The organism is Nocardia sp. NPDC050799, from assembly GCF_040654015.1.
In the GTDB taxonomy this organism is placed as follows: Bacteria; Actinomycetota; Actinomycetes; order Mycobacteriales; family Mycobacteriaceae; genus Nocardia.
The window spans coordinates 21,988-37,576 of sequence record NZ_JBFAHF010000022.1 but is presented as its reverse complement, the minus strand read 5'-3'; the positions used below and the strand labels follow the sequence as shown (position 1 = coordinate 37,576).

The 15,589-nt window shown below is 68.5% G+C and carries 16 protein-coding genes; 8 read left to right on the top strand and 8 right to left on the bottom strand.

The annotated features are described in order from the left end of the window. Window positions 1-38: 38 nt before the first annotated feature. From AB0H42_RS22340 to AB0H42_RS22330, 3 genes are all read right to left on the bottom strand, one after another. The gene (locus AB0H42_RS22340) at window positions 39-701 is read right to left on the bottom strand and encodes a YcnI family protein (protein WP_357058614.1); all 663 of its coding nucleotides are present in this window, start codon (window positions 699-701) and stop codon (window positions 39-41) included. Beyond that, the gene (locus AB0H42_RS22335; protein WP_357058612.1) at window positions 662-1,291 is read right to left on the bottom strand and encodes a hypothetical protein; all 630 of its coding nucleotides are present in this window, start codon (window positions 1,289-1,291) and stop codon (window positions 662-664) included. Before AB0H42_RS22335 ends, AB0H42_RS22340 begins: the two co-directional genes overlap by 40 nt. Window positions 1,292-1,436: 145 nt before the next feature. Continuing rightward, window positions 1,437-2,075 carry a DUF6474 family protein gene (locus tag AB0H42_RS22330; RefSeq protein WP_357058609.1) on the bottom strand — a complete coding sequence of 213 codons (639 nt, stop codon included), beginning with the start codon at window positions 2,073-2,075 and terminating at the stop codon, window positions 1,437-1,439. 264 nt (window positions 2,076-2,339) lie between these two features. On the opposite strand from AB0H42_RS22330, the gene AB0H42_RS22325 reads away from it, so the two are divergent. The 4 genes from AB0H42_RS22325 (at window position 2,340) to AB0H42_RS22310 (ending at window position 7,907) form a co-directional block, all read left to right on the top strand. Further along, a complete protein-coding gene (locus AB0H42_RS22325; RefSeq protein WP_357058752.1) occupies window positions 2,340-4,028 on the top strand; it encodes a TM0106 family RecB-like putative nuclease in 1,689 nt (562 codons plus the stop codon). Window positions 4,029-4,043: 15 nt separating this feature from the next. Next, window positions 4,044-6,002, top strand: coding sequence for a molecular chaperone HtpG (gene htpG / locus AB0H42_RS22320; RefSeq protein WP_357058607.1), 1,959 nt, complete (start codon window positions 4,044-4,046; stop codon window positions 6,000-6,002). 46 nt (window positions 6,003-6,048) lie between these two features. Continuing rightward, window positions 6,049-6,897 (top strand): methyltransferase domain-containing protein, encoded by an 849-nt coding sequence (locus tag AB0H42_RS22315; RefSeq protein WP_357058606.1) that lies wholly within the window; start codon window positions 6,049-6,051, stop codon window positions 6,895-6,897. Window positions 6,898-7,484: 587 nt separating this feature from the next. Continuing rightward, a complete protein-coding gene (locus AB0H42_RS22310) occupies window positions 7,485-7,907 on the top strand; it encodes a hypothetical protein (RefSeq protein ID WP_357058604.1) in 423 nt (140 codons plus the stop codon). A gap of 98 nt (window positions 7,908-8,005) precedes the next feature. Here AB0H42_RS22310 and AB0H42_RS22305 read toward each other — a convergent pair whose 3' ends face one another. Further along, the gene (locus AB0H42_RS22305; RefSeq protein ID WP_030524392.1) at window positions 8,006-8,773 is read right to left on the bottom strand and encodes an SDR family NAD(P)-dependent oxidoreductase; all 768 of its coding nucleotides are present in this window, start codon (window positions 8,771-8,773) and stop codon (window positions 8,006-8,008) included. 111 nt (window positions 8,774-8,884) lie between these two features. Continuing rightward, a complete protein-coding gene (locus tag AB0H42_RS22300) occupies window positions 8,885-9,625 on the bottom strand; it encodes a TMEM165/GDT1 family protein (protein WP_357058602.1) in 741 nt (246 codons plus the stop codon). A 529-nt stretch (window positions 9,626-10,154) separates the two neighbouring features. Between AB0H42_RS22300 and AB0H42_RS22295 the strand changes: the two genes are divergently transcribed. Continuing rightward, the gene (locus AB0H42_RS22295; RefSeq protein WP_357058600.1) at window positions 10,155-10,508 is read left to right on the top strand and encodes a hypothetical protein; all 354 of its coding nucleotides are present in this window, start codon (window positions 10,155-10,157) and stop codon (window positions 10,506-10,508) included. A gap of 82 nt (window positions 10,509-10,590) precedes the next feature. On the opposite strand, the gene AB0H42_RS22290 is transcribed toward AB0H42_RS22295, so the two are convergent. The 3 genes from AB0H42_RS22290 to AB0H42_RS22280 all read right to left on the bottom strand — a co-directional run bounded on the left by AB0H42_RS22290 (window position 10,591) and on the right by AB0H42_RS22280 (window position 12,854). After that, window positions 10,591-11,118 carry a peptidase gene (locus AB0H42_RS22290; RefSeq protein ID WP_357058598.1) on the bottom strand — a complete coding sequence of 176 codons (528 nt, stop codon included), beginning with the start codon at window positions 11,116-11,118 and terminating at the stop codon, window positions 10,591-10,593. Between the two features lie 173 nt (window positions 11,119-11,291). Then, the gene (locus tag AB0H42_RS22285; RefSeq protein WP_357058596.1) at window positions 11,292-11,915 is read right to left on the bottom strand and encodes a superoxide dismutase; all 624 of its coding nucleotides are present in this window, start codon (window positions 11,913-11,915) and stop codon (window positions 11,292-11,294) included. Between the two features lie 300 nt (window positions 11,916-12,215). Then, window positions 12,216-12,854, bottom strand: a complete 639-nt coding sequence (locus AB0H42_RS22280) for a hypothetical protein (RefSeq protein ID WP_357058593.1) — start codon at window positions 12,852-12,854, stop codon at window positions 12,216-12,218. A 490-nt stretch (window positions 12,855-13,344) separates the two neighbouring features. On the opposite strand from AB0H42_RS22280, the gene AB0H42_RS22275 reads away from it, so the two are divergent. From AB0H42_RS22275 to AB0H42_RS22265, 3 genes are read left to right on the top strand one after another with little or no spacing between them, the layout of a single operon-like run. Continuing rightward, a complete protein-coding gene (locus AB0H42_RS22275; protein WP_357058591.1) occupies window positions 13,345-13,707 on the top strand; it encodes a rhodanese-like domain-containing protein in 363 nt (120 codons plus the stop codon). An 18-nt stretch (window positions 13,708-13,725) separates the two neighbouring features. Further along, window positions 13,726-14,784: a DUF4328 domain-containing protein gene (locus AB0H42_RS22270; RefSeq protein WP_357058589.1), complete on the top strand. Its 1,059-nt coding sequence runs from the start codon at window positions 13,726-13,728 to the stop codon at window positions 14,782-14,784. Then, window positions 14,781-15,566: a glycerophosphodiester phosphodiesterase gene (locus AB0H42_RS22265; RefSeq protein ID WP_357058587.1), complete on the top strand. Its 786-nt coding sequence runs from the start codon at window positions 14,781-14,783 to the stop codon at window positions 15,564-15,566. The genes AB0H42_RS22270 and AB0H42_RS22265 overlap by 4 nt, the downstream gene beginning before the upstream one ends. Window positions 15,567-15,589: the final 23 nt, after the last annotated feature.

The following is a 15,589-nucleotide window of genomic DNA, read 5'->3' as shown; positions in this document are numbered from 1 at the left end:
CAGCGCGAAGCGCCGGCCCCACCGGGCCGTGCGGTGGTTCATCGCCGGCTCCGGAGCACCGCGCCGGCTCCGGCGCCCAACGCCAATGCGCCCAGCGCCAGCCCCAGACCGGCCAGCCAGCGAGCGGTGGTGTCGCCACCGTCGTCGGCGGGCGCGGCGGCTGCCTCGTCACCATGACCGCCGTGACCGCCGTGATCGGCTTCGGCCCCGGTCAGGGCGAGGACGGGCGAGGGGTGTTCGACCGAATCGTGGTCGCCGTTCTCGTTCCAGCGCACGACGGTGCCGTCGCTGTAGGTCTGTTCCGCCGGGAAGGCGACCGACTCCGAGTCCGGGAACGGTCCGAGCGATACCGCGAAACGCTGGAACTCACCCGGCCGAATCCCGGGGGAGCCCGGGTTCGCGGTCCAGGTGACAGCGGTGACCTGGTCCTTGTCGTTACGGTCGACCTTCGCGGTCCAGCCGGGCACCGGTTCGGTGCGCGCGGTGGAGAACCCGGGCACGGTGATCCGTACCGAAGTGGTGGCGGCGGTATCCGATTCGGTCGGGACGCTGAAGGTGGCGACCGCACCGTGACCGGGTGTGGCATCCGGTGCGGAAACACTCACGTGCGCGGCGGCGGTACCGGCCGCGGCCAGGACGAAACCAGCGGCGAAGGTCGCGGTCAGACCACGGCGCAGGACGGGGGAGATCCCGTGGGACATGTGTTGGAAGCTTTCTCTCCGAGGTAAGGGGTGGTGGGGTCGGTGCGCGCGGGCGGTGCGCGTGGACCCGGCGCTCCCTTCGGAGAGCGATGGGCCGTGACCGGGGTGGTCGCGGCGATACGGACCCGGGGCGGGCCCGGGGTGGGGTGTGGCGGTTCGAGCAGCGCGCGCAGCACCGAGGACGTGCGACGGTAGAGCCGCTCGGCCGCGATGATCGCCAGCGCGCAGACCACGACGGCGAGCAGGTGGAAAGCGATCATCGCCACCCCCGGCAGGTCCTCGGGGGGCGTCTCGGCGGGAGTGCCGTGATGACCGGTGAGACCGGTCAGCGCCCAGTGCCCGGCGAACTGCCCGGCCGCGAGAGCGATCAGGGTGTTCCGGCCCGGCCCGGTCCGCGACCGGCTTGACCCGCCGATGACCGAACCGGCGGCCGCCCCGGTCACCAGGGCCGTCAGCAGGAGTAACGCCGCTCCGGCGGACGTCGGGTATCCGCCACCCGCGACGCCGTGGGCGGCGACGGCCAGGATCCCGGTGGTCGCGCCCACCACGCAACCCCGCAGCGGCGCGGGAGACGGGTACGTGCTGGGCATCGCGGACTCTCGGATTCAGCCGACCTGACCAGGCCCGGCTGGTCGGGGAGTGGGCAGGGCAGTGTCCATGGTCGCCGACCGGGCCCGGGCCCGCGCACCCGGCCCGGGGATCGGGCCGGGAACGCCCACTCGATGACTGCCCGGGTCAGGCGACGCCGAGGCGAGCGAGGACGTCTGCCTCGATCCGGGACAGCTCGGTGGTGATGGACGCGTACACCGAGCGCCGCCGCCCGGCGGGCATCTGGTCGGCGGTGCGGACGGCGGCGGTGAGTGCGTCGAGCCGGTTACGGGCGTCGGCGACGAACTGCTGGGTGTCCTTGCCGGACCGCCCGTCCGCGATCTTGTCCAGCGCGGCCTCGGTATTGCCGATCCGTGCCTGTAGCCGGCCGCCGTGCCCGGCGTAGTCGCCGAGCTGGCTCACCCCGACGCCGAGTTGTTTGGCGCGGCGGGCATCGAGCTGCCCGCGTAGATAGGTCGCGCCGCGGTAGGCCAGCGGGGCGAGCACCGGAACCAGCACCCGTGCCACCCCGATGTACTTCCTGATCTGGGCCGGGCTGAACGGGTCGCGTTCGGCCCGCGCGGCCGCTTTGAGGGCCGCCTTCTCCTCGGCCTGCAGCGTGGCGACCTGGGCCTGGGCGACCTTGCGCTGGGAACGGGCCTCCGCCCGTTGGCGTTTCCGGTCGTTCTTCGCGCCGAGTTTGGCCTCCATCGCGGCCTTGTGCTTGAGAGCCTTGGCCTCGGCCCGCCGACTCGGCCGCCGTTTGCGCTTGGTGAACAACCCCATCGAAGGCCCTCCGTAATGCTGGTTCGCTACGGCGATACGACACGGAAACCGCACCGTCCACCCGTGTCACACGGTTCGCCGACACCCTATCGGGTTACCGGCCGCGGCGGCGAGAGACGCTGCCCGCGGCGGTGCGGCGACGCTGTTACCGGATGCTCGATTGGGTGGTCTGTCGGGGACAGGGACCATACTGCTTGCGTGCAACCGGGCAGTGTCGACAGCGAAGACCCCTCCCACGCCGATCGCGAGCGGCGGGAGTCCGCCGTGCCCGCCGGGCGGGTTTCCGCCGGTGCGGGCCGGCTCGCGTTCCTCGATGCCCGGGGTCTGATCGGCTGCCGGCATCGGCTCGGGATGGACGCCGCGCACCCGGAACTGCTCGCCGAAGTGCGCGAGGACACGGGGGTGCAGCAGCGGCGCGAGGCGGCACAGGCCCATCGCGAACGGGTCCGCGACACTCTGGTCGCGGCCGACCCCGGTGGCTGGATGATCATCGACCCGGCGCTGCCGGCGAGCGCGCGTGCCGAGGCCACGCTGCGTGCCTGCGCGGCGGGCGCGCCCCGGATCTGGGGTGGGCTGCTGCCGCAGGAGCCCGATACCGGGCGCCGCGGCGGCGCCGAGATCCTGCTGCGCGACGAGCGCAACGGCGGCTATATCCCGGTCATCGTGGTCAACCACAAGGTGACCGACCCGCGCCGACCGGATCCGGCCGAATTCCACCCGCTGACCTCGGATCTGTTCTTCTGGAATCCCGTTCTCGACCGTGCTCGCAAACTCCGCCAGCAACCCCGCGACCAGCAGCGGCTGGCCCATGTGTACCGGATGCTGGAGCGTCACGGGCTGGCGCCGGCCGCCCGGGTCGGCGGGGTCATCGGCTTCCATTTCGACCGGATCCTCGTCCACGACCTGACCACGGTCCTGCCCGACTACGACAGTCGTTTCGCGGATCGGATCGCGGTGGTGCGTGGCCAGTCGGAAACCGTGCCGTCGAAGGTCCCCGAATGCCGCCAGTGCGTCTGGTGGAGCCGGGGCGCCGAGGGCGGGTGCCAGGCCTGGTTGAACGAGCATCGTGATGTGAGCGTGGTGGCGCCGGGCTCGCGCGCGGAGGTGCTGCGCGGGCACGGGGTGCGGACCATCGACGAACTGGCCGCCTGGTCGGGACCGGAACCCGAGGACTGGCAGCACGGGCCGTTCGAGGAAGCCGTGGTCACCGCCCGGGCATGGCTGGTACAGGCACCGCTGGTGCGCCGGTTCGACCGGGTCTGGGTGCGCCGGGCCGACGTCGAGGTGGATGTGGATCTGGAGAGCTATCAGGAGGAGGGCGCCTACCTGTGGGGGACCCTGCTCGACGGGCGGTACCGGCCGTTCGTCACCTGGGATCCGCTACCCACCGAGGACGAGGGCCGCTCCTTCGGCGAGTTCTGGACCTGGCTGATGGAGGTCAGGGCGCAGGCCCTGACCGCCGGCAAGACCTTCGCCGCGTACTGCTATTCGCGCAGCGCCGAGGACAAATGGCTCTACGAGTCGGCGCGGCGGTTCGCCGGGCGTCCCGGGGTGCCGACCGAAGCACAGGTCACCGAGTTCGTCGATTCGATCCAATGGGTCGATATGTTCCAGGCGGTCACCGATCAGTTCATCTGCCCGAGCGGTAAGGGACTCAAGAAGATCGCACCCGTGGCCGGCTTCGCCTGGCGCGATCCCGAGGCGGGTGGGGAGGCGTCGATGAGCTGGTATCGGCGTGCGGTCGGTTACGACGCCGAGCCCGACCTCACCCAGCGCACCCGGCTGCTGGAATACAACGAGGACGATGTCCGGGCCACCGCGGTCCTGCGCGAGTGGATGAACCCCCGGGCGCCTCGGGAGCACAGTGCCGAACGTGAGGTGCCCGCGCTGAGCGACTTCGCCGCGCCGCGCGGAACATCACCCGACCTGTGGACAAGTTCCGCACAGGCTTGATTACCATTGTCCAGCGTGACAGAGCACGTCGAACAACTCGAGTTCCAGGCCGAGACCCATCAGCTGCTCGAGCTGATGATCCACTCGGTCTACTCCAACAAAGACACGTTCCTGCGGGAGCTGATCTCGAACGCTTCCGACGCGCTGGACAAGCTGCGACTGGAGTCCTATCGGGACAAGGATCTGCACGTAGACACCGACGACCTGCACATCGAGCTGGAGGTCGACGGGGATCAGCGGATCCTCACCGTCCGGGACAACGGCATCGGCATGTCCCGTGCCGAGGTGGTGGACCTGATCGGCACCCTCGCCAAATCCGGTACCGCCGAGGTGCGCCGGAAACTGAACGAGGCGAAATCCGAAGCCGCGGCCGGGGAGCTGATCGGCCAGTTCGGTATCGGCTTCTATTCGACCTTCATGGTCGCCGACAAGGTGGTGCTCACCAGCCGCCGGGCGGGGGAGACCACCGGCACCCGCTGGGAGTCGACCGCCGGTTCCGGCACCTACACCATCGAAACCCTCGACGAGGCCCCGCAGGGGACCGCCGTCACGCTGCATCTGAAGCCGGCGGACCCCGAGGACCACCTCTTCGACTACACCCAGGAGCACAAGCTCCGCGAGATCGTCAAGAAGTACTCCGATTTCATCGCCTGGCCGATCCGGATGCAGGTCGAACGCACGGTCACCGAGGGCGAGGGTGAGGAGAAGGAGGAGAAAACCGTCGTCGAGGAGCAGACGCTCAACTCGATGAAGGCCCTCTGGACCCGCCCGCGCAGCGAGGTGTCCGAGGCGGAATACCAGGAGTTCTACCGGCATGTCAGCCACGCCTGGGACGAGCCGCTGGAGATCATCCCGCTCAAGGCCGAGGGTACGTTCGAGTATCAGGCGCTGCTGTTCCTGCCCTCGCAGGCACCGTTCGATCTGTTCACCCGCGAACACAAACGCGGTGTCCAGCTCTATGTGAAGCGTGTGTTCATCATGGACAACTGCGAAGAGCTGATGCCGGAGTATCTGCGTTTCGTCAAGGGTGTGGTCGACGCGCAGGACCTCTCGCTCAACGTCTCCCGGGAGATCCTGCAGCAGGACCGGCAGATCCAGATGATCCGCAAACGTCTGGTCAAGAAGGTGCTGAGCAGTGTCAAGGATCTGCAGGGCGCCGAGGACCAGGCGAAATACCGCACCTTCTGGCAGGAATTCGGTCGGGTGCTGAAGGAGGGCCTGCTCTCCGACTTCGACAACCGGGAAACCATCCTGGAGGTGTCGTCCTTCGCTTCCACACACTCCGACACCGAGGCGACCACGCTGGCGCAGTACGTGGAACGGATGCCCGAAGGGCAGGACGCCATCTACTACATGACCGGCGAATCCCGTGAGCAGGTGGAGAAGTCGCCGCATCTGGAGGCGTTCCGCGCCAAGGACCGCGAAGTGCTGATCCTCACCGATCCGGTGGACGAAATGTGGGTCGGGTCGGTAACCGACTTCGACGGTAAGCCCTTCCAGTCGATCGCCAAGGGCGAGGTCGATCTGGAGACCGAGGAGGAGAAGAAGGAATCCGAGGCCCTGCGCGAACAGCAGGACAAGGATTTCGCCGAGGTGCTGACCTGGCTGGGTAAAACCCTCGAGGACAGCGTCAAGGAGGTCCGCCTCAGCTCGCGGCTGACCAGTTCGCCGGTCTGCCTGGTGGGTGATGTGTTCGATATGACCCCGATGCTGGAACGGATGTACCGGGCCTCGGGTCAGGAGCTGCCGCAGTTCAAGCGGATCCTCGAGCTCAACCCGACCCATCCGCTGGTGACCGGTCTGCGCGATGCCTACGACGCCCGCCGGGACGACGCCGACGCGGGTAAGGTTCCCGAGCTCACCGAGACCGCCGAACTCCTGTACGGCACGGCTGTGCTGGCCGAAGGTGGGGAACTGAAGGATCCGGCCAAATTCGCGCAGATCCTCGCCGACCGGCTGACGCGTACCCTCTGACCGGGCCGGAGGCCGCGGCACCCCCGCGGCCTCCCCCCATCTGCCGGTGACAATCGAAGAGAACGGATTTCTGCTCGTGCCGGACAACCCGCTCGCCGCCGTGGACCCATGGGATCTGGTGGCCGAGGAATACGCGGCGTCCACGATTTCGGTGATGCGGCCGTTCGCGGACCGGGCAGTGCGACTGGCCGGCCTTTCCGACCGGCCGGTGCCGCCCCGGGTCGTCGATATCGCGGCGGGACCGGGCACGCTGAGCCTGCTCGCCGCCGAACACGCCGAGCGGGTCGAGGCGCTCGATTTCTCGGAGCCGATGATCGCGCAATTGGCGGAAGCCGTGCGGGCGGCCGGAGTCGGCAATGTGGAGGCCCGGGTCGGTGACGGCCAGGCGCTGCCGTTCGCCGATGCCGAATTCGACGCCGGCTTCTCCATGTTCGGGCTGATGTTCTTCCCCGACCGTGCGCGCGGGTTCGCCGAACTGTTCCGGGTGTTGCGGCCCGGCGGGGTCGCGGTGGTGTCGAGTTGGGCGCCGGCCGACCGGTCCACCTGGATGCAGATGTCGTGGCGCGCGCTGGGCTCCGCCGACCCGGATATCCGTCCACCGGCACCGAACCCCGAAAGCTTGGAGAACCCCGAGGTATTCGAGCGTGAGATGCGCGCGGCGGGGTTCGAACGGGTCTCCGTGGTGCCGCATACGGTGGAGATGGTCTTCGCCGATGCCGACGCACTGCTCGCCCGGCTCACCCGCGGTATCGCGCCCCTGGCGTTGATGCGGCGCAGTATCGGCGATCGGGCGATGGCGGAGCGTATCGAAGCCATGCGCTCCTACCTGACCGAGCATTACCGGCCGGGCAGCCCGCTGACCACCACCGCCTATCTCGGGGTCGGCTACAAGTAACGGGTTACCGCTGCTGTTTCCGCGTTCCTCGAGCTGTACAGAGCGTGCCCGCCGCCGACCTGGTGATCCGGATCGCGTTGTGCGCCGGGGGTTTCGGACGCGGATGTCCGAAACCCGTCGAGGTACGGTTCACCTGCGGTTTGTAACCGTCGAGGTGTATAGACGATAGATCGTCCGGAACGCGCGAAAGTGTTCCGGACAGGAGATCGATAATGTCGACCACTACCGTGGCATACCGCGGAGTGCGCCAGGCCTCGTTTCGGATCGCGTTGCTGGGCGCGCTGATGCTCGCCCCCGCTTCGGCGGCCACACCCGCCTCGGCGGATCCGGGTGACGTACCGGTCACAACGCAACCTACTCCCGTGGACCTCGAAGCCGGGCGACCGGAACCGACGGCTCCGGCCACAACCCCGCCCAGCGTCCCCGACGCCACGCCGCCGAGCGCTCCGGGGACCACAGCGCCGAGCGTTCCGGGGACCACAGCGCCGAGCGTTCCGGGGACCACAGCGCCGAGCGCTCCTGGAACGACAGCGCCCGGCACGTCGCCGGCGACACCCGGGCCACCCCCCTCGTGCCCGGGCGGCGTAGTGCCCGCCGGGCCGGATTGCCCCGCTCCTCCGGGCCCACACGATCCGTTCGGCCCCGACGGCTACGACAACTTCGGTTACGACCGTTCCGGGTTCGACCGCGCCGGGTTCGACCGGCTCGGTTACGACAGGTTCGGCTTCGACCGGTTCGGCTATGACAGGTCCGGCTTCGACCGGTCGGGCCGCGACCACTCCGGCCGCGACCACGCCGGCCGCGACCACGCCGGCTTCGATCGGTTCGGTTACGACCGGTTCGGCTTCGACCGGTGGGGCCGCGACCACGCCGGCTTCGACCGCTCCGGGCTCGACCGCGAGGGATACACACGCGCGGGATGCCATGCCGACGGCAAGGACCGGCCGTGGGCTGACCGCGCGGTTTGCGATGCTTGGAGGGCACGCCCGGCGACCGGCAGCGCCGGCTGATCCGTACGCGGTGCCGCCGGGCCACGCCCGCCCGGTACGCGAACGCCCGCCGCCCCGGCTTTACGGCCGGGCGGCGGGCGTCGTACTGCGGAGCGGGCCTAGCGCGGCGCCATCCGCAGGGCGCCGTCCATCCGGATGGTCTCGCCGTTGAGGTAGTCGTGTTCGACGATGTACTGCGAGAGCTGTGCGTACTCGTCCGGCCGGCCCAGCCGGGACGGGAACGGCACACCGGCCTCGAGGCCCTGCCGGTATTCCTCGGTGACACCGGCCAGCATCGGGGTGTCGATGATGCCGGGGGCGATGGTGTTGACCCGGATACCGAACTGCGCGAGGTCACGCGCGGCCGGCACGGTCATACCGTGCACGCCGCCCTTGGACGCCGAGTACGCGATCTGGCCGATCTGGCCCTCGAATGCCGCCACCGACGCGGTGTTGATGACGACACCGCGCTGTCCGGCCTCGTCCACGGCGTCGGTCTTGGCGATGGCGTCGGCGGCCAGGCGCATCACGTTGAAGGTGCCGAGCAGGTTCACGGTGATGACCGTGCGGAACAGCTCCAGATCGTGCGGCCCGTTCTTGGACAGGATGCGCCCGGCCCAGCCGACCCCGGCGCAGTTGACCACGATACGCAGCGGCGTACCCGATTCGACCACCTTGGCGACAGCGGCGGCGACCTCGTCGTGGCTGGTGACATCGGCGGCGAGCAGGGTGACCCCGTCGGGGACATTGTCGCCGGCGCGCTCGATCGACTGCGGTACATCGAGCCCGAAGACGGTGGCGCCCAAATCGGCGAAACGCTTGGCGGTGGCGGCGCCCAGACCGGACGCGCCCCCGGTAACGATGGCGGCGGAACCCGAAATCTCCACGATGGTCCTCTCGTTCGTGACAAGCCAGTTGGCCTAACGTCAATTGCACCCTAACCGGTGCGTGCGGAGAGTTTGTGGACGGTCCCCTTGCGCTGATCGGCGAAATCGTACTCAGTAAAGGCGCTGAGTCCGGCGCTGCGGCAGGTCGGTGGCAGGGGCCCCGGTAGCGGGCCGATCCGCGGCCGCGCGGCGCGCCCGCAGCAGCCAGAGCGCGAGAGCCGCCACCGCCGGTACGAGCAGGGCGATACCGGCCGCACCGGCGAGCCCGAGCGCCGGAACCGCGGTATCTATGCCGGTCAGCGCCCCGATGAACAGGAACAGCAACCCAGACCCGAAGCCGATGGCGCGTTCGGGCAGGTGCTTGCCCACCAGGATGCCCGCGGCGATGGCGAGGGCATCGGCGGCGACCATGCCGATCGTCGAACCCAGCCAGACCGCCGCCCAGTTGTTGTCGGTGGCCAGCGCCGCGGTGGCGAACATGGTGCGGTCACCGAGTTCGGCCAGGAGGAAGGCCGAGAGCACGACGAAGAAGGGGGCCGTGGTGGCGAACCGTGACGGGGCCGGTTCCTCGTCGTCGTCCGCACCGCCGACCAGCTCACGCAGTGTCCACAGGCCCACGGCGAGGAAAGTGATCGACGCCACCGCCGCGATGGCGGTGGTCGGCAGGGCCGCGCCCAGGAAATGCCCGATGGCGACCGAAATGACATGCACCGCGGCGGTGGCGGTGGCGATCCCGCCCAGCACCACCCACCAGCGGTAGCGCAGGGCGAACGTCAGGGCCATGAGCTGGGACTTGTCGCCCAATTCGGCCAAGAAAACGATGCCGATGGCGAGCCCGACGGTGGCGATCATCTGACGAGTGCTCCCCGATCCTCCGGCCGGAAACGGGTTCGCCTCCGGCCGACAACGAAATTGCTGTTCGGCCGAAGGTCTCGCCCACCGGAAGGACCGGTTCACGCAACCGGACCCGCCGACGAGCGGTGGGTCAGTATGTCGACCGCGTGATTGGGGGCTACTCCCCTTCACTTCCGGCAACCCTACCGCACCTATGCGGGTGTCGCAATCACGCAACCGCGAAAAATGGCTTCTGGCAATATGTTTGGTTAAGGTAGCGACATAGTTAGGGGGCCCTGATAACCGTTGTCCGGTCGTCCGGAACGGATTGATGGCATCGCGACAGCAAACAGATCGCAAGCCCTGAAATCGCGGCGTGTGGGTCCGCGACGACCACACCGGGGGTGGAAGCTCCCTAGCGGTCGTGGAAGTCCCACCGGCCGCTGAACAGCTGGATCACCGAAAGAAACGGTGCCGCGAGACCGGACGGAAGCCTGACGGAACCGGTCGATCGGTAGACTACCGACCAACGAGAGGATCACTCGAGATGTCGATCGAGAACCGCCTTGCTGTCCTGGGAGCCCAGGTCGTGCAGATCATCAACGAGCGGGATCGGGAGCCGGAAACTATCCGGGCCCTGCGAGTTCGGATCGACAGCAACCACAATGCGGTCCTCGGCGAACTCGGGAGTCTGCACGCAGACGTCCAGGATCTTCGGACCGGACAGGCCCGGCTCGAGGCCGGGCAGACGAAGCTGCGTGGCAACGTCCAGGAGCTGCGTGGCGATGTGCGGGAGCTGCGTGGCGATGTGCGGGAGCTGCGTGGCGATGTGCATGAGCTGCGTGGCGGCCAGCAAGCCGTCATGGACAGGCTTGCGGAGATCTTGGCGAAACTGCAGTAATCAGCGGATCGTCGTCGCTCCGGGGAGCGGGCGGTGGCGGCATCGACGCGAGCCCGGCGCTCTACCGGGCTCGACGCCCGGATCAGGCGGCCAGCAGCATGGCCAGCACGGCGGTATCGGGGTCGCTGATCGGATCCAGGCCGACCCGGCTCACCAGGGAGGTCACGGTACCGTCCGCCTCCGCCTCGGCCCAGGCCGCGCGGTGCTCGAGCCCCAGGTGGGGCAGACCCGGCAGCAGGACGCACCCGGAGGCGGCGCCGGTGCACTCCGGCAGGGACGGATTGGTCTCCGCGGGCGGGTGTAGCATGAGCAGGGCGGGCGGAATGTGCTCCGCGAACCGACCGGGCCGCACCCCGTCCTCGCCGAGGACCGGGCCTTCGGCGATCACCAGGCCGACGGTATCCGGCTGCGGCTCGTCGGGTAGTTCCTCACGGACCCCGAAAACGGTCGAGGTGGTCAGCAGGCCGGGCATGGACGCCACCCGTACGGCGAGCACCAGCAGCTGCGACCACTCCTTGGTGGTGTCGGGCCAGCGTCCGGAGATGACGAACCCGCGCAGCGTGCCACCGGCGTGGAACGGCGTGACGCCGATCGGACTGTTACTGCGCATGAGGCCTCCCGTGCGTTACCGGGGGCGGCTTTGCCCGTCCTCGAACTGTCGTGGAAGAAGAGGATCGCGCAGAAGGCATCTGGCACACAAGTACCAGAGAGTGCCAATTCGGGCAGAAAAGGCAAAAGACCCGCAGGCTCGGCGGCCCGCGGGTCCTTCGCGAAATCGATCGCTCAGCCGAAGATGAGGCCCTGCGCCTGGCCGGTGGCCTTGGCGAAGCGCTCCTGGACGTCGGCCCAGTTGACCACGTTCCAGAAGGCCTTCACATAGTCGGCCTTGACGTTCTTGTACTGGAGGTAGAAGGCGTGTTCCCACATATCGACCTGCAACAGCGGAATGATGCCGAGCGGCACATTGGCCTGCTGGTCGTAGAGCTGGAAGGTCAGCAGTTTCTGGCCCAGGGTGTCGTAACCGAGCACCGCCCAGCCCGAACCCTGCAGTCCGTTGGCGGCAGCAGTGAACTGCGCCCGGAACTTGTCGAAGGAGCCGAACTGGTCGTCGATGGCGGCGGCCAGCTCACCGGTCGGCTTGTCGCCACCGTTGGGGGAGAGGTTCTTCCACCAGATGGAGTGGTTGACATGGCCACCGAGGTGGAAGGCGAGGTTCTTCTCGTGCAAGAAGATAGCGCCGTGATCATCGGCTTCGCGCGCGGCTTCGAGCTTCTCCAGCGCGGTGTTCACTCCGGCGACATAGGCCGCGTGGTGCTTGGAGTGGTGAATCTCGTTGATCTGCCCGGAGATATGCGGCTCCAGGGCGCCGTAGTCGTAATCCAGATCTGGCAGCGTGTACTCAGCCACGAATGTCCCTTCCTTGTCGGGTCGAGTGCGTCCTGTACGGGATGCTCCCGACCATTCGTACACCCGATCGGTCCAACTCGCCCCGACGCCCCACCATTCCACATCGGGTCACAACCGACCATTCGAGATCGGACGGGCCCATGCCGCGCGGCCCGGTGAAACCTGCTCCGGAGGGGTACGAGGTCGACTCTCGTGCCCGCGCCGAGCCACGCGGCGAAGCGTCGCGCCCGGCCACTATTGCTCCGGGCCGCCCGCGCGGTATCCGCCGATACGAAGCTCGGGCAACGCCCGGACCCGGTGCTACAGCGGAGGCGCGATACCGGGATGGGCGGCCCGGGGATCGCCTTTGGCGTGTGCGACCCACCAGCGTTCGGACCCGGCGACCAACTCCGGCAGCGGAACGGGCCGGCCCCCGGTGGTCTGTGCGGTCACGGTGTCGAACCACACCCGGATATCGAGGGCCCGCGGATCGATGCCCTCCTCCTGGGAGAACTCCAGCACATGCCGGGCGATCCCGGTGTCGATGGTGGTGTCGAAACTGAGCAGCTCACTCCACAGGATCCAGCTGCTGTCGTCCAGATCGACGAATTCCCAGCCGTGCAGGCGGCTACCGCCGAAGCTCGCGACGGCAGCGGGTAATCCCGGCAGCTCCAGCGGCAGGACTCGTGGTGCCAGGTCGTCCCACCGCTGTATCCGCAACGAGGCGGCAATCCTGGTGACTCCCTGGAACACCAGCCGCACCCGCCGATGACCGATACCCGATTCCGGGTGTTCTTCCGATATGCCGGAAATTTGCTCCGGCAGGCTCAGTACCTCTAGGTCGAGCTCCAGTCGTTTGGCCTCGGAATCGATTTCCAATCCCAGACACCCGGCCTCCGACAGTGCCTTGTCGAGGCCGGCCGCGTCCAATCCGTCGAGTAACCCCCTGGTCGATGTCATGGCGCCAGATTACCGAGTTCATGGCCGGGAACAGGGGATTTCGCCGATTTCCGGTTCCGGTGGAACCGATCCAGGGTTCCCCGCGTCCAACTCGGTATCGGGTCACGCAATGGCGCGGGACCCGATCGAGTAGCCGGGCGGCCGCTCCGGGATTTTGGAGGGGAGTACCGGATCGGCCGTACGGTTGAACGTTATCGCAGGTCATAGGGCATTTGGTGAGTAACCTGGGATATTGGTGCGCTGAATGATAGCTGATACCAGCGTCTTTCGTGGTGGGTTATGCGCATAACTCATGAGAAGCGGTCGGTGTCGCACCGCCTTCGGGTGGTTTTCGAGGGGGTGGGTGACAGCCGGCGAATATGTCGCATCGTCCGGCGTGTCGGCGTTCGCGGCGCCCGGCCGATCGGCTCCGGTCGCGCGGGTACTGCCCGGGCGCCCGCTCCCACGAGAGCCGGGCAGCCTCGGAGGTGGTTATGGCAGGATCAAGGGGGTGACGAGCTTCGGAGTCCCGTCGGTACCGGTCGAGGCCGTACCCACTGAATTCGACCATCCGCCCGGGGAGGCGGCTGCCGCCGTCCTGCTCGATGTGCGCGAAGACGACGAATGGCAGCTCGGGCACGCACCCGGCGCCGTGCACATCCCGCTCGCCGATGTACCCGCACGCTACGGCGAACTGGACCCCGACGCCGATCTGTACGTGGTCTGCCGGCAGGGCGGTCGTTCGCTGGAGGCCGTGAAGTTCCTCACGAATGTGGGTTACGAAGCGGTGAACGTGGCAGGCGGGATGGTGGCCTGGCAGCAGACCGGTCGCCCACTGACCGCCGAGGGTGACGAGCCCGCGAAGATCTACTGACGAAAAGCGAGGTGCGCGGTGAGTACGGTGGTGCAGCCATGTGCCCGCTGCGGTACACGCTGGGCGGTGCAGGGTCCGCCGATGCACTGGTGCCCGCGCTGCCGTGGGGTACTCCTCTCACCGGGGCCGATCGATGCCCCGCCGGAACGTCGTAACTACCGCTGGGTCGCCCGCCGGCCCGGCCGGGCCGCCCACCCGTCCCGTGGCACGGCCACCGGCCGTCCGAACACCGGGACCCCGCACTACACGGAGATCCCGCGCTGGGGTCTGCGGGATCGGCCCGCCCCGGATCGTGCAGCGGACCGGCACCACCACCCCCGCCCGCTCAGCACACTGACCCGCTGGACGCACGCCGCCCTCTTCGCCACGGCCGTACTGTTCGCGGTATCCGCCGTGGCCGAATCGGCGCGCTACCTGATCCTGCTGCGCAACCGCACCCGCCTCATCGAACCGCCGGTGCTGTGGTTCTCCGACGCCCTGGTGAATACCGCGGCGCTTTTCGCGCTGATCATGGCCCTCGTCGCCGCGGTGGCCACGCTCGGATGGCTGATCGAGGTCCGGCGCGGCGCCTTCGCGGCGGCCGGTCGCCGCGATCCCCGCTCGCCGCGCATGCTCGCGCTGGGCTGCCTGATCCCGATCGTCAATCTGGTCTGGCCCGGGGTGTTCCTCACCGAGGTGGTGTCCGGCCGTACCGACCCGCGGGCCCGAATCGCGATTTGCGTCTGGTGGGCGGCCTGGGTGTTCGGCGGGCTGGTCACCGTCGCGGCGCTGTACTGGCGGACCGCGGACTCACTGCAGGCGAAGGCAGACGGTGTGCTCTTCACCGCATTCACCGACGTGGTGGCCGCCGCCGTCGCGGTGCTGACGCTGTGGGTCGTACGCACGCTGGAGGGTCGGGACCTGCGCGGTCGTAGTCGGCTCGCCCAGCGCTGGGTGATCGCCGTCGATCCGGCGACACCGTTGATCGAACCGGTGCACCCGGGGACGACCGCTACGGTGAGCACCGCGGCGGACGCCGACAGCGCCGATTCCCCCGACGGCGCCGACCGAGCACCACAGGAGGTTGTGGCCAAGTGAGCGAGGGCACTGACCAGTCGGTTCAGAACGGCCGTCCGCCGTTCGTGGTCGCGCACCGAGGTGCCTCGGCAGCGCGCCCCGAGCACACCCTGGCGGCCTATGAACTGGCCTTGGAAGAGGGCGCCGACGGGGTGGAATGCGACGTCCGGCTCACCCGCGACGGACATCTGGTGTGCGTGCACGACCGTACGGTGGACCGCACCTCCAGCGGCAGCGGCCTGGTCAGCGAGCTGACGCTGGCCGAACTGAAGGATCTCGATTTCGGTGACGGCGCCCCGGCCGGGGTCCTCACCCTCGGTGAGCTGATCGGGCTGGTGCTGGATTGGCGCAGCCGGCCGACGAAACTGTTCATCGAGACCAAACACCCGGTCCGGTACGGCTCCCTGGTGGAGAGCAAGGTGCTGGCGGAACTGCAACGCTTCGGGATCGCCACCCCGGCCTCGGCAGCCCATTCCCGTGCGGTGGTGATGTCGTTCGCCGCCACCGCGGTCTGGCGGATCCGCCGCGCGGCGCCGCTGCTGCCCACTGTGCTGCTGGGCGAATCGTCGCGCTATCTGGGTGGTAGTGCGGCGACGACAGTCGGGGCGACCGCGGTGGGTCCGTCGGTGAAAACCCTGCGCGAACACCCGGATCTGGTCGACAAGGCCGCCGCGGCGGGCCGGGCCACCTACTGCTGGACGGTCGACGAACCCGACGATATGCAGTTGTGCGCGGACCTCGGCGTGAGCTGGGTGGCGACCAATCATCCCGGTCGCGCGAAAGCCGTGCTGGCCAACAGTTGAAGGGTGTGGCCTGCGGCTGATCC